This is a genomic window from uncultured Sphingomonas sp. (assembly GCF_964244265.1).
GTDB lineage: Bacteria > Pseudomonadota > Alphaproteobacteria > Sphingomonadales > Sphingomonadaceae > Sphingomonas.
Genome location: NZ_CAXTHV010000018.1, coordinates 23,554 through 36,382, shown reverse-complemented (window position 1 = coordinate 36,382; position 12,829 = coordinate 23,554). Strand labels below are relative to the sequence as shown.

The window sequence follows — 12,829 nt, the reverse complement described above, 5'->3', positions numbered from 1 at the left end:
TCCCGGGCGTCGCCATGCTGGCGACACGAAATCGCGGGCTGCTGATGGTCGGCGTGATGGGCGCGGTGGTCATGGTGATCCTTGATACGACGATCGCCAATGTCGCGCTGCCCCGCATGCAGACCAGTCTGGGGGCGACGCCGGACAGCGTCACCTGGGTATTGACCAGCTACATCATCGCCACCGCCGTCGCCTTGCCCGCGACCGGCTGGCTCAGTGGCCGGCTGGGATCGCGCAACCTGTTCCTGCTGGCCGTCGGCGGCTTCATCGTCGCGTCGATGCTGTGCGGGACAGCGGTGTCGCTAGGCGAGATGGTGCTGTTCCGCATCCTTCAGGGCGTCGCCGCGGCGTTCATCAGCCCGCTGTCGCAGACCACGATGATCGACATCACCCCGCCCGAAGGCCAGGCCAAGGCGATGTCGATCTGGGGCATGGGCGTCATCGTCGGACCCATATTGGGTCCCGTGCTCGGCGGTTTCCTGACTGAAAGCTACAATTGGCGCTGGGTATTCTACGTCAACCTTCCGGTCGGCATGCTGACCTTGGCGATCCTGTGGTTCCTGTTGCCGTCGCGGCCGATCGAGAAGCGAAGTTTTGACTTCACCGGCTTTGTCTTCGTGGGGCTGGCGATCGCGAGTTTCCAGCTGATGCTCGACCGGGGCCAGAACCAGGATTGGTTTTCCAGCTGGGAAATCGTGATCGAGGGTTGCGTGGCGCTGGCATCGGCATGGGTCGCGGTCATCTATCTGGCGACGGCCAAACGGCCGCTGTTCAACCCCGGCATGTTTGCCAACCGCAACCTGGTTCTGGGGATGGCATTCATGGTGATCGTGGGGCTGTCGACGATGGCGCCGATGGCGTTGCTGCCGTCGCTGCTGCAGCAATTGTTCGGCTATCCAGTGGTCGACACCGGCGTGATGATGGCGTCGCGCGGGATCGGGGTCACGGTCACGATGCTGATCAGCGGCCAGCTGATGGGCAAGCTCGACACGCGTATCCTGATCGTCACGGGATTCGTGGTGTTCGGCGGATCGCTCAGAATGATGTCGTTCTGGTCGCTGGAGATGGATTTCTGGCCGGTGATCACCTCGGGTTTCGTCCAGGGGCTGGGCATGGGGCTGGTGTTCCTGCCGCTCAACAGCCTCGCCTTTGCGACCTTGCCCGCACAGTTCCGGACCGACGGTGCCAGCCTGCTCAACCTCATGCGGTCGATCGGCCAGTCGGCGGGCATCTCGATGGTCACCGTGCTGCTCGCGCGCAATATCCAGGTCAGCCATGCCGACCTGGTCCAGAACGTCACCGAAAAGACCGTGCCCGGCATCAACATCGGCCAGCTCGACCAGCTCGGTTCGTTCTCGGGCGCGATCTTCGGCATGGCCGATGCGATGATCAACCGCCAGGCGGCGATGATCGCCTATCTCGACAATTTCTACCTGATGTCGTGGCTGTGTTTCGCGGTCGTTCCGTTCGTGCTGGTGCTGCAGACCGCAAAGGGCAAGGTCGAGGTGGTGCACGCCGAATGAGGCGTCGGCGCCGCTCGACGTTTGCTATGATAATTGCGCCGCCATCTTCGCAAGGTCGACCGCCCATTCGCCCGCATTTTCCGGGTCGGAGAGTTCGCCTTCGCCGGCATAAGGTGCCAGCGAAATGCTCATGCCGCCTTCTTCAGATGCCGTCGTCCAAGCAGCTCGGCGATCTGGACCGCGTTGAGCGCGGCGCCCTTGCGGAGATTGTCGGACACGCACCATAGCGACAGGCCGTTGTCGACCGTCGAATCCTCGCGAACCCGGCTGATGAACGTCGCATATTCGCCGACGCATTCGACGGGCGTGACGTATCCCCCGTCCTCATGCTTGTCGACCAGCATCACGCCCGGCGCCTCGCGCAGGATGCTCTTGGCCCTGGTCGCCGAAATCTCCTCGGCGAACTCGATGTTGATTGCTTCCGAATGGCCGACGAACACCGGCACGCGCACGCACGTCGCGGTAACCTTGATCTTGGGATCGAGGATCTTCTTGGTCTCGACCACCATCTTCCATTCTTCCTTGGTCGACCCGTCCTCCAGGAAGCTGTCGATATGCGGGATCACGTTGAACGCGATCTGCTTGGTGAACTTGGCCGGGGTCGCGGGATCGCCGACGAAGATGTTGCGCGACTGCTCGAACAGTTCGTCCATCCCCGCCTTGCCCGCGCCCGACACCGACTGATAGGTCGCGACGACGACGCGCCTGATCGTCGCGAAATCGTGCAGCGGCTTCAGCGCGACGACCATCTGCGCGGTCGAGCAGTTCGGGTTGGCGATGATGTTCCTGCGGCGATAACCGTCGATCGCGTGGGCGTTCACCTCGGGCACGATCAGCGGCACGTCGGGGTCCATCCGGTAGAGCGACGAATTGTCGATCACCGTGCATCCGGCGGCGGCGAAGCGGGGGGCGTGGACCTTCGTCGCCTCGCTGCCGATCGCGAACAGTGCCATGTCCCACCCGCCGGGATCGAAATGCTCGATGTTCTGGACCTTCAGCATGCGGCCGGTATCGCCATAGTCGACCTGGTCGCCCTGGCTGCGTGACGACGCGACGACCGCGATCTCCTCGGCGGGAAATTCCCGCTCGGCGAGGATGTTGAGCATTTCGCGCCCGACATTGCCCGTCGCGCCGGCGACGACGATCCGGTAGCCCATGTGCCTGCTCCAACTTCAATGCGGAACGCGCCGATACGCCCCCGGTCTACCCGGTCCGCTTACCCGCCACCGTGCGGTCGAGATAGTCGAAAATCGTCGTCCAGACATGGATGTCGCGCGCCGCCGCATGGGTCTTGCCCGGGTAGAACATCATTTCGAACCGCCGGTTCTGCGCCTGCATCGCAGCGGCAAAGGCGGTCGAATTCTCGAACACGACATTGTCGTCCGACATGCCGTGGATCAGCAGCAACGGGTCCGCGATCCGTCCCGCGCTACCGATCGCGTCGGACGTGGCATAGGCGGCGGCATCGGCGGCGGGCATGCCCATGTAGCGCTCGGTGTAATGTGTGTCGTAGAGTTCCCACTTGGTCACCGGCGCGCCGGCGATGCCGGCGGCATATACCCCCGGATTGGCGGCCAGCATCTTGAGCGTCATGTAACCGCCATAGGACCAGCCATAGATCGCAATCCGATCGGGGTCGACGAACGGCTGCCGCTTCAGCCATTGCGCACCGGCCAGCTGGTCCTCGACCTCCACGCTGCCCATCGCGCGATAGATCTGGTCTTCGAACGCCGTGCCGCGATTGGGTGATCCGCGATTGTCGACCTGGAAGAAGACATAGCCCTTGCCGACGATATATTGCTCCATCGCGCCGCCCCAGCCGCGCGTCACGGTCTGGCTGTGCGGTCCGCCATAATGCTGGAAGAACACCGGATAGCGCTTGCCGGGGATCAGCGGCGGGGTGATCATCTCCCAATAAAGCGTACTGCCGTCGGGGCCCTTCAACGTCCCGAACTTCCGCTCGCGATGCTGCGCGAGATACGGGAAATAGGGATGGCCGGCGACCAACGCGTTCTCGCTGATCCACGCGATCCGCTTGCCTTCGGTGTCGGCCAGATAGGTCTGCGGCGGCTGGCCGGGATTGGAGCGCGTGACGATCAGCCGCGATCCCTTGGCGTCCATCGCGGCACGGTTGGTCCAGCCGCGCTCGGTCAGCAGCGTCACCTTGCCCGGGCGGGCGATGTCGACGGCATAGACCTGCTGTTCGAGCACGTCGTCCTTGTCGCCGGTGAAATACAGCCGCCCCCTGGCTTCGTCGACGCCGACCAGGTCGCTGACCACCCACGGGCCGCTGGTCAGTTGGGTCCATGTGCCACGCGCGAAATGATAGAGATGGCCGTAGCCGTCACGCTCCGACCACCAGATCAGGCTGCCGTCCTTCATCAGATGATAGGAGGAGGACAGGTTGATCCAGCTCCTGGGGCCCGCGGTTTCGGTGAACAGCACCATTGCCTTGCCGGTGGCGGGATCGACGCGGAGCATGTCGAGCCGGGTCTGCGCGCGGTTCTCGCGCTGGACGTACAGCGTCTTGCCGTCGGGCGCCCAATCGACCCGCGCCAGGTAGATGTCGCGGTCGGTGCCCAGATCGACCTTGACCTGCGCCTTCGACTGCGGATCGATCACGTACAGGTCGACCAGCACGTTGGGCGTGCCCGCGGCGGGATAGCGCTGGTCGAACACCTTGGTGCCGTTGGCACCGATCGCCGCGCGGGTAACGACGCCGACCGGCGCCTCGTCGAACCGCTCGACCGCCACTCGCGCATCGTCGGGCGCCCACCAGTAACCGGTGCGGCGCGCCATTTCCTCCTGCGCGACGAACTCGGCCTCACCCCAATGGACCGTGCCGCCGCCGTCCGGCGTCAGCTTTGCCGGCGGCGACGCGGGGCCCGGCCCCGTCACCACCATGGATCCCGTATAGAGATTACCGTCATGGACGAAGCTGACATAGCCGCCGAGCGGGCTGAGCGCGGGATTGAGCGCGCCGCGCGGCACCTGCTCCAACCGGGCGGCCTCCCCGGCTGACGACGCGAAATAGAGGTCGCCGTCGAGCGGAAACAGCACGCCTGAGCCGTTGACGGACCAGTCATAGCTCACGATCCCGGTCTTGCCCGTCAGCGTGCGGTCGCGCTCGCGCTGCATCTTCTCGGCCTCGGACAGCTCGGCGCCCGAGCCGACCTTCTTCGAATCGACCAGCATGCGTTCGGTGCCGGTGGTCGTATCGAGCGCCCACAGATCGAACCGTGTCTTCTCGTCGGCACGCGGCTTGAGCAGGGTGACCAGCCTACCGTCGGGCGACAGCTGGAGCGACTGCAGCTGCGGCCCCGACAGATCGGGGCTGGCGAAGATGCGGGCCAGCGTCAGCACGGGCGCGGGCGGGGCGGCGCCGGTGTCAGTAGCCATCGCGATGCCCCCGGCCGCCAGCGCGAGACAGGCGGTCAACCAGCTTTTCTTCATCGATCATCTCCCGCCACGCCTCATTTCCCGAGGTTTATCACGGCGCGTGACATATTGGTAAACCCTGCAGCGGGTGTGGCGATGCAAAGCGAGGGAATGAGATTGACGTTGCGCGGCGCAGGCAATGGTGGGGCGATGGCGCTGGTGGCGCTGATCGCCATTGCCGGTGCCGCGCTGACCGCGCTTGCTTATTGGCCGGGCTTCATGACGTGGGATGCGATCCGCCAATACGGCCAGGCGGTCAGCGGCGATTTCGACGACTGGCATCCACCGATGATGGAATGGGTGTGGCGGCAGGCAATCCCCCTCCAGGCGGGGCCGGCGCCGATGCTGGTGTTGCAGATCGGGCTCGAATGGGGTGGGCTGGCGGCGCTCGCTTGCCGGACGGCAAGGGGCGGTCGGCCTGTCCTGGCGGTGGCGATCGTCGCCTGCGGATGGATGCCGCTGGTGCTCGCGCTGACCGGCGAGGTGCTCAAGGACTGCCTGATGGCCGGCGCGCTCCTCGCCGCCACCGGCACGCTGGCATGGACGGAGCCAGGCGGACGCCCGGCGGTGCGCGCCATCGGCATCGCGCTGCTGGTGTTCGCCGCGACATTGCGCTTCAACGCCTTCCTCGCGACGGTGCCGTTATGCATCGCCTTGCTGCCGGCGGCGTGGCGCAACGGCCGCCGGCGACGCGCCGCCGGGATGCTGCTCGCCACCGCGGTGATGGTCGCCGCCCTGCCCGCCGCCAATCGGCTGCTCGGGGCGAAGCCCAGCGGAGTCGGGCTGTCGCTGGTCGTCTTCGATCTCGGCGGCATCACCAGGTTCAGTGGCCGGAACGCCTTCCCGCCGATCGCCGATTTCGACGACGGCGACGATCCCGCCGGCATCGTCGCCGCCTGCTACAATCCGGCGCAATGGGACCGCTACGCCTGGTGGGGCCCGGCGCCATGCGACATCGGCTTCGACAATGTCGGCGCGGCGTTTGCGGCCCGGCATCTCGATCCCTACCGCTGGTGGCTGGGCCGGATTGCCGCGCATCCAATCGCCTATGCCCGACACCGCCTCGCCCATTTCGCCATTAGCAGTCGGCTGTTCTCGCGAGATCCCGGCGAACGCGCGGTGCAGATCGACCCGCCGCCCAATGACTGGGGCTATAAGGTCACGCCGACGCCGCTGCTCGCCGCGATCGACGCAGCGGCGGTGTGGAGCGCGACGACCCCGCCGGGCTGGCCGATCGTGTGGATCGCGCTGGCGCTGGGCATGATGATCGTCGCCCCCGCCTTGCCCTCGAGCCGGTTGATCATGCCGCTGGCGCGGTCATCCTTCCTCTACGGCATGGGCTATGCCGCATTCGGCGTCGCGTCCGAGCTGCGTTATCACCTGTGGACGATCCTCGCCGCGGCGATTGCGGCGGTCATTGCCGGCGCCGACCTGCTTGGTGGCGCGCCGACGCCGTCTTGGCGCCGGGCGCTTGCCGCGACGCCGCCGCTGCTCGCGCTGATCGCCTGCCTGGCGTGGCGGGCGATGTCGCCCGCCTGACGCCGGCGGCATGCTCGGCCCGAGGAAAGGGCGCCGGAACCATCGTCCCGGCGCCCTCATCTTCCGACGGACAAACCGGTTAGTCGGCGGGCGTGCTGCCCTTGGCGGGTCGCGGATCGCGGCGCTCGGCGATGCGCGCCGACTTGCCGGTACGGCCCCGCAGGTAATAGAGCTTGGCGCGACGCACGGCCCCCTTGCGGACGACCTCGATGCTGTCGACGTTGGGCGAATAGAGCGGGAAGACGCGCTCGACGCCCTCGCCGAACGATATCTTGCGGACGGTGAAGTTGCTGCCCATGCCCTTGTTCGAGCGCGCGATGCACACGCCCTCGTAATTCTGGACGCGGGTGCGTTCGCCTTCGACGACCTTGACGCCGACCTTCAGCGTGTCGCCGGGGCGGAATTCGGGAATCTTCTTGGCCGCGCTCAACTTGGCGATCTGCTCGGCCTCGATCTGCTCGATGAGGTTCATCTCATTCGTCCTTCTTCTCGTGCCGCGCGCCAGAGGGAGGATCGACCCGAGCGCCCTCATGACGCTCCCAAAGGTCCGGCCTCCTTAGCCGTGTATCGGTCTCGGCCATCGACTTTCGCCAGGCCGCGATCCTCGCATGATCCCCCGATCGCAGCACTTCGGGGATCGTGCGCCCTTCCCACTCAGCAGGACGGGTATAATGCGGATATTCGAGAAGGCCGCTGTCGAAGCTTTCCTCGTCGCCGCTGGAAGGCGCGCCCATTACGCCGGGAAGCAGGCGAACGCAAGCGTCGAGCAGGACGAGCGCGCCCATTTCACCGCCCGACAGGACATAGTCGCCGACCGACACCTCCTCGATCCCGCGCGCCGCGAAGATCCGCTCGTCCAATCCCTCGAACCGGCCGCACAGGATCGTGACGCCGGGGCCGGCGGCGAGGGCACGGACCCTGGCCTGGGTCAGCGGCTTACCGCGCGGCGTCATGGCGATCAGCGGCGCGCCAGTGGCAACGCTGTCGATCGCGGCGGCAAGCACGTCCGCGCGGAGCACCATCCCCGCCCCGCCGCCGGCCGGCGTGTCGTCCACCGTTCGATGTCGGTCGACCGCGAAATCGCGGATGTTGACCGCATCCAGGCGCCACCGCCCGGCGTCAAGCGCCCGCCTCGCCAGCGATATGCCCAGCGGCCCGGGAAACATCTCGGGATACAGCGTCAGCACCGTGACCGCGAAGGTCACGTCGTCCAGTTCTCGACCGTCAGGCCGGGAATGTAGGCGAAGTCCGATCCATTGTTGGTGACGAGCGTCAGCCCGAGCGACAACGCCGTGGCCGCGATCAAGCGGTCAAAGCGACCTCGACGAAACGGCAAGCCGGCATAAGCGCGCGCGGCCGGCGCGTCGAAGTCCACCGGCACGACGTCGCGCGAAAAGGCATCGAGCATCGCGCTGGAAGGCAGCTTGCCATTGGCCGAGCCAATCGCCAGTTCGGCCAGCGTGATCGTCGAGAAGGCGAGCGTGCCCGCATCGCAGGCACGCACGCGATCGCTCAGCGCGGGATGGCGTCCGGTGAAAAGATAGACGCAGATGTCGGTATCCAGCAGGAACTTCACTTGCGGAAATCTGGCCACTCCGGATCATCCCAAGCCCGCGGCGGATCGTCGAAATCCTCCCGCGGCGGAACGACGAGTGAGGGTGCCTGGCCGATCCAGCCCTCGCCGCTGATCTTGCGCTGAACATTGCTCGGCTCGAACGTGAACGTCCCACGGACCTCGCGCACACGCATTTCGGTGCCTTCGACGGCGCCCAGGCCCTTGGGCAGGCGAACAGCCAGCGAGTTGCCCGACTTGAACACCTTCGTGTGATATTCCTCGCTCATGACGACCTCCGTATACACATACAGTATATACTAGCCCGCAAAACTCGCGTCAAGCACCATCCGCTCGTCACTCCACTCGGGCACTGCTTCGGGTCGCATCGGCACCATGAAGCGCGTGCCGTCGGAGCGCTCGATCTCCAGCACGTCGCCCGCGCCGAAATTCTCGACGAGCATCACGATGCCGAGGGCGACGCCGCTATCGGATACCGCCGGCAATCCGATCAGGTCGGCGTGATAATATTCGCCCTCGGCCAGCGGCGGCAGCGCGGATCGCGGGACCGTCAATTCAGTCCCGCGCAGCGCCTCGGCGGCGTCGCGACCGGAAACCTGGGAAAAACGCGCGATCGCGCCCTGCGGCGTGGGGCGCAGCGAGGTGAGCGTCAAGGCGCCATCGTTGAACACCTTGAACGGCGTCAGGTCGTCGGTGAACACCTTCAACCGAACCTCTCCCGCCACGCCGTGCGCGCCGATCACGGCCGCCAGCGTGACGGGGCGGTCGCGCATCAACCCTCGGCCGGCGCCTGGGCGCTCTGGCCCTCATTGGCGCCGGTATCGCCGGCTTCGCTGTCGGGAGTCGCTTCGTTGACGGCCAAGGTTTCCTCCGAGGTCGCCTCGACGACGGCATGGGCCTCCGGGGCGACATCGTCGGTCGCGACCTCGACCGCGGCGGCGGCGGTCGCCTTCGTCTCGGCCTCGGCTTCCTGCTGCGCCTTCAGCTTCTCGGCACGCTCCTCGGCGCGCTCGGTCGCCTTCTCCCCGGGCTTGGCCTTGTTGGGATTGTTGCGCGCCGCGCGTTCCTTGACACCGGCAGCGTCGAGGAAGCGGGCGACGCGGTCGGTCGGCTGCGCGCCGACGCCCAGCCAATGCCGCGCACGGTCGGCATCGAGCACGATGCGCGCTTCGGCATCCTTGGCGAGCAACGGGTTATAATTGCCGATCTTCTCGATGAAGCGGCCGTCACGGGGGCTGCGCGCGTCGGCGACCACGATCCGATAATAAGGGCGCTTCTTCGAGCCGCCGCGTGACAAGCGAATGCTGAGGGACATGGGTGTTCTGCTTCCTTCTTTTACAATCGTCGGCTGACTTGCGCCGGGCGACGCGGATTACTTCTTCTTCTTCACGTTCATGAAATTCTGGAAACCGGGCGGCAGCTTGGCGCCCGTCCCCGGCACGCCGGGCAAGCCGCCCATCTGGTTCATCGCGTCGCCCAGGCCGGTACTGCCCATACCGTCGCCGGGGCCGCCTTTGCCGAGCATCGCCATCATGCCCTTCAGCCCGCCCATCTTCTTGATGCGCTTCATCGCGCCGGCCATTTCCTGATGCATCTTGAGCAGCTTGTTGATGTCCTGGACGGTCGTACCCGATCCCTTGGCGACGCGGATCTTGCGCTTGGCGTTGAGCAGTTCGGGCTTGCCGCGTTCCTTTGGCGTCATCGAGGTGATCATCGCGTCCATCCGCAGCAGGATGCGTTCGTCGACTCCGCCCCCGGCCATCGCCGCCTGCGCCTTCTTCATGCCCGGGATCATGCCGGCGAGCGCGCCGATCCCGCCCATCCGGCGCATCTGCGCGAGCTGCCCGCGCAGGTCGTTCATGTCGAACTGGCCCTTGGCCAGCCGCTGCGCCAGACGCTCGGCGTCTTCCTGCTGGATCGACTCGGCCGCGCGCTCGACCAGGCTGACGACATCGCCCATCCCCAGGATGCGCCCGGCGACGCGTTCGGGGTGGAAGCCCTCCAGCGCGTCGAGCTTCTCCCCGGTGCCGGCGAACTTGATCGGCTTGCCGGTGACCGCGCGCATCGACAGCGCCGCGCCGCCCCGCGCATCGCCGTCCATCCGCGTCAGCACCACGCCGGTCAGGGGCACCTGATCGGAAAACGACCTGGCGACGTTGACCGCGTCCTGCCCGGTCAGGCTGTCGACGACCAGCAGGATCTCCTGCGGCCGCGTCAGGTCGGCGACCGCCTTCATCTCGTCCATCAGCGCTTGATCGACATGGAGCCGGCCCGCAGTGTCGAGCAGCAGGACGTCATAGCCCTGGAGCCTGGCCGCCTGGACCGCGCGCCGGGCGATATCGACCGGTTGCTGCCCGGCGACGATCGGCAGGGTCTGAACGTCGACCTGCCCGCCCAGCACCGCCAGCTGTTCCTGCGCATTCGGGCGGTTGACGTCGAGCGATGCCATCAGCACCTTCTTGGCGGAACGCCCCGCCAGCCGCCTGGCGATCTTGGCGGTCGTGGTGGTCTTGCCCGATCCCTGCAGCCCGACCATCATCACCACCGCCGGCGGGGTGACGCCCAGATTGAGCTCGCTTTCGTCGGCGCCGAGCATCGCGACCAGCGCATCATGGACGATCTTGACGACCTGCTGCCCGGGCGTGACCGATCGCAGCACGTTCTGGCCGATCGCCTGCTCGGTTACCCGATCGACGAAGTCGCGCGCCACTGGCAACGCCACGTCGGCTTCGAGCAGCGCGACGCGCACCTCCCGCATCGCCGCGCGGACGTCGGCCTCGGTCAGCGCGCCACGGCCGCGCAACCGGTCGAACACACCGCCAAGACGATCGCTTAGGCTGTCGAACATGAAAACTCCTCCTGGCCGCCGCTTCACCGAAGCGCAAAACGCGCCGGCGGACGAAACCTCGTCGGCCGGCGTACCCACAAGGGGTCGTATCGCGCGTTCGCCAAGGAACGGACAAAGAAGATGATAGGGCAATAGTGGGCGGCGCGCAACCAGCAGCAAAACATGGTGAATCGATCGACGCTTAACCCCTTCTACACCCAGCCGATGAGATGGGCCGGGACAGGGTGCACTCGCCGCGCTGAAATCGCGGCGCCGGATTAAAGGGCAAGATACATGAGCGAACCGGCGACCGCGCGTCGGAACCTGTTCGCAGGCGCCATCACCGCTATCGCGATCCTGATGTTCATCGGGATCGGCAGCGCGGTGTTGTCGGCGATGCTGTCGGACTATCTGTCGGGACGCGCCGCCACCGATCAGACGCTGATCATCGCGCTGCTGCTGAACGTCGCGCTGATCCTGTTCGGCTGGCGCCGGCATCGCGACCTGATGCAGGAGGTATCGGTCCGGGCCGCCGCCGAGGAACGCGCCTACCAGCTTGCCTCGCGCGACCCGCTGACGGGCTTCCTCAATCGCCGCAGCCTGTCCCAGGAAGGCGCGCTGATGTTCGCGGCCGCCCGGCAGCAGGGCGGCGTCATGGCATTGCTGATGCTGGACCTCGACCATTTCAAGACGATCAACGACATGCACGGCCATGCGGTCGGCGACGCGCTGTTGCGGGAAGTCGCCGGCGAGATCGCCGCCGCATTGCCGCCGACGGCGCTGGCGGCACGGTTCGGCGGCGACGAATTCGCTTGCGGCATCCTGCTCGATCCCGCCCAAGTCGATGGCGTCGACCGGATCATCGACCGGCTGGTCGCGCGCATCAGCCAGCCCTTCTTGGTCGAGGGACTGCACCTGCACATTTCGGCTTCGCTGGGCGCGGCGCGATCGGACCTCGACTGTACGAGCATCGACGGGCTGATGCGATCGGCCGATATCGCGATGTATGCCGCCAAAAGCGCCGGCCGTAATCGCCACCGGTGGTTCGACCGCTCGATGGAGCGCGAACTGCAATCGCGCAACGACCTGGAAAGCGGCCTGCGCCTGGCGATACCGCGCGAGGACATCGTTCCCTATTTCGAACAGCAGATCGATCTGGAAACTGGTCGCCTTCTAGGGTTCGAGGTGCTGGCGCGATGGGAACATCCGCAACGCGGGCTGATCGGTCCCGAGATCTTCATTCCGATCGCCGAGGAAACCGGCCTGATCGCCGACCTGTCGCTGTCGGTCATGCGCCAGGCATTCCTGGCCGCGCGCGACTGGAGCCCGACGCTGACGCTGGCGGTAAATATTTCGCCATGGCAGCTGCGCGATCCCTGGCTCGCGCAGAAGATCATGAAGCTTCTGACCGAGACCGGCTTCGCGCCGAGCCGGCTGGAGATCGAGATTACCGAATCGGCGCTGTTCCACAATCTGACGCTCGCCCAGTCGATCATCGGCAGCCTGAAGAACCAGGGCATCACGCTGGCCCTCGACGATTTCGGCACCGGCTATTCCAGCCTGGCCCATCTCCGCGCGCTGCCGTTCGACCGGATCAAGATCGACAGGAGCTTTGTCATGTCGATCAACGAGAGTTCGGAAAGCGTCGCGATCGTCAACGCGATCACCAGGCTGGGCGACAGCTTGAACCTGCCGATCACCGCGGAGGGTATCGAGGACAAGGCCATCGAGGAACGGCTGCGGTCGCTGGGCTGCGTCCGGGGGCAGGGATATCTGTACAATCGTCCGGTATCGATCGCCAAGACGCGCTTGCTGCTCGCGCAACGCCGGCTGTTGATCGTCCAGTCGGCGCCCTATGCCGAAAAAGAAGCCGATGCCGCCAGCCAGCGGCGGACCGGCGGGTAGAGGCGGGGAGGCAGGTGCGGTTCG

Annotated in this window: 12 protein-coding genes; 3 read left to right on the top strand and 9 right to left on the bottom strand. The window is 66.2% G+C overall.

Annotated features, from left to right (window positions below; genetic code table 11):
* The first annotated feature begins 14 nt into the window (after nt 1-14).
* Nucleotides 15-1,523 carry a DHA2 family efflux MFS transporter permease subunit gene (locus tag ACFE7K_RS09175; protein ID WP_375397883.1) on the top strand — a complete coding sequence of 503 codons (1,509 nt, stop codon included), beginning with the start codon at nt 15-17 and terminating at the stop codon, nt 1,521-1,523.
* A gap of 128 nt (nt 1,524-1,651) precedes the next feature.
* On the opposite strand, the gene ACFE7K_RS09170 is transcribed toward ACFE7K_RS09175, so the two are convergent.
* Complete coding sequence (locus ACFE7K_RS09170) at nt 1,652-2,680, bottom strand: aspartate-semialdehyde dehydrogenase (RefSeq protein ID WP_375397882.1); 1,029 nt, start codon at nt 2,678-2,680, stop codon at nt 1,652-1,654.
* 46 nt (nt 2,681-2,726) lie between these two features.
* Nucleotides 2,727-4,976 carry a DPP IV N-terminal domain-containing protein gene (locus ACFE7K_RS09165; protein ID WP_375397881.1) on the bottom strand — a complete coding sequence of 750 codons (2,250 nt, stop codon included), beginning with the start codon at nt 4,974-4,976 and terminating at the stop codon, nt 2,727-2,729.
* Between the two features lie 96 nt (nt 4,977-5,072).
* On the opposite strand from ACFE7K_RS09165, the gene ACFE7K_RS09160 reads away from it, so the two are divergent.
* Nucleotides 5,073-6,500 carry a hypothetical protein gene (locus ACFE7K_RS09160; protein ID WP_375397880.1) on the top strand — a complete coding sequence of 476 codons (1,428 nt, stop codon included), beginning with the start codon at nt 5,073-5,075 and terminating at the stop codon, nt 6,498-6,500.
* 79 nt (nt 6,501-6,579) lie between these two features.
* On the opposite strand, the gene rplS is transcribed toward ACFE7K_RS09160, so the two are convergent.
* From rplS to ffh, 7 genes are read right to left on the bottom strand one after another with little or no spacing between them, the layout of a single operon-like run.
* Nucleotides 6,580-6,972, bottom strand: a complete 393-nt coding sequence (rplS, locus tag ACFE7K_RS09155; RefSeq protein ID WP_375397879.1) for a 50S ribosomal protein L19 — start codon at nt 6,970-6,972, stop codon at nt 6,580-6,582.
* 1 nt (nt 6,973) lies between these two features.
* On the bottom strand, nt 6,974-7,705 hold the full coding sequence (gene trmD / locus ACFE7K_RS09150) for a tRNA (guanosine(37)-N1)-methyltransferase TrmD (RefSeq protein ID WP_375397878.1): 732 nt from the start codon (nt 7,703-7,705) through the stop codon (nt 6,974-6,976).
* Nucleotides 7,702-8,076: a type II toxin-antitoxin system VapC family toxin gene (locus tag ACFE7K_RS09145; protein ID WP_375397877.1), complete on the bottom strand. Its 375-nt coding sequence runs from the start codon at nt 8,074-8,076 to the stop codon at nt 7,702-7,704. The genes trmD and ACFE7K_RS09145 overlap by 4 nt, the downstream gene beginning before the upstream one ends.
* Nucleotides 8,073-8,342, bottom strand: coding sequence for an AbrB/MazE/SpoVT family DNA-binding domain-containing protein (locus ACFE7K_RS09140; protein WP_375397876.1), 270 nt, complete (start codon nt 8,340-8,342; stop codon nt 8,073-8,075). The genes ACFE7K_RS09145 and ACFE7K_RS09140 overlap by 4 nt, the downstream gene beginning before the upstream one ends.
* Before the next feature lie 30 nt (nt 8,343-8,372).
* Entirely contained in the window at nt 8,373-8,846 is a 474-nt protein-coding gene (gene rimM, locus ACFE7K_RS09135; RefSeq protein WP_375397875.1) for a ribosome maturation factor RimM, read from the bottom strand.
* On the bottom strand, nt 8,846-9,388 hold the full coding sequence (rpsP, locus tag ACFE7K_RS09130; protein WP_375397874.1) for a 30S ribosomal protein S16: 543 nt from the start codon (nt 9,386-9,388) through the stop codon (nt 8,846-8,848). The genes rimM and rpsP overlap by 1 nt, the downstream gene beginning before the upstream one ends.
* A 57-nt stretch (nt 9,389-9,445) precedes the next feature.
* Nucleotides 9,446-10,921, bottom strand: a complete 1,476-nt coding sequence (gene ffh / locus ACFE7K_RS09125; RefSeq protein ID WP_375397873.1) for a signal recognition particle protein — start codon at nt 10,919-10,921, stop codon at nt 9,446-9,448.
* A 273-nt stretch (nt 10,922-11,194) separates the two neighbouring features.
* On the opposite strand from ffh, the gene ACFE7K_RS09120 reads away from it, so the two are divergent.
* Nucleotides 11,195-12,805, top strand: a complete 1,611-nt coding sequence (locus ACFE7K_RS09120) for a putative bifunctional diguanylate cyclase/phosphodiesterase (protein ID WP_375397872.1) — start codon at nt 11,195-11,197, stop codon at nt 12,803-12,805.
* Nucleotides 12,806-12,829: the final 24 nt, after the last annotated feature.

Excerpts from the sequence above, each read along its gene's own strand:
- ACFE7K_RS09175 (WP_375397883.1), top strand. The coding sequence starts at position 15 with ATGCTGGCGACACGAAATCGCGGGCTGCTGATGGTCGGCGTGATGGGC.
- ACFE7K_RS09170 (WP_375397882.1), bottom strand. The coding sequence starts at position 2,680 with ATGGGCTACCGGATCGTCGTCGCCGGCGCGACGGGCAATGTCGGGCGC.
- ACFE7K_RS09165 (WP_375397881.1), bottom strand. The coding sequence starts at position 4,976 with ATGAAGAAAAGCTGGTTGACCGCCTGTCTCGCGCTGGCGGCCGGGGGC.
- ACFE7K_RS09160 (WP_375397880.1), top strand. The coding sequence starts at position 5,073 with ATGAGATTGACGTTGCGCGGCGCAGGCAATGGTGGGGCGATGGCGCTG.
- rplS (WP_375397879.1), bottom strand. The coding sequence starts at position 6,972 with ATGAACCTCATCGAGCAGATCGAGGCCGAGCAGATCGCCAAGTTGAGC.
- ACFE7K_RS09140 (WP_375397876.1), bottom strand. The coding sequence starts at position 8,342 with ATGAGCGAGGAATATCACACGAAGGTGTTCAAGTCGGGCAACTCGCTG.
- rimM (WP_375397875.1), bottom strand. The coding sequence starts at position 8,846 with ATGCGCGACCGCCCCGTCACGCTGGCGGCCGTGATCGGCGCGCACGGC.
- rpsP (WP_375397874.1), bottom strand. The coding sequence starts at position 9,388 with ATGTCCCTCAGCATTCGCTTGTCACGCGGCGGCTCGAAGAAGCGCCCT.
- ffh (WP_375397873.1), bottom strand. The coding sequence starts at position 10,921 with ATGTTCGACAGCCTAAGCGATCGTCTTGGCGGTGTGTTCGACCGGTTG.
- ACFE7K_RS09120 (WP_375397872.1), top strand. The coding sequence starts at position 11,195 with ATGAGCGAACCGGCGACCGCGCGTCGGAACCTGTTCGCAGGCGCCATC.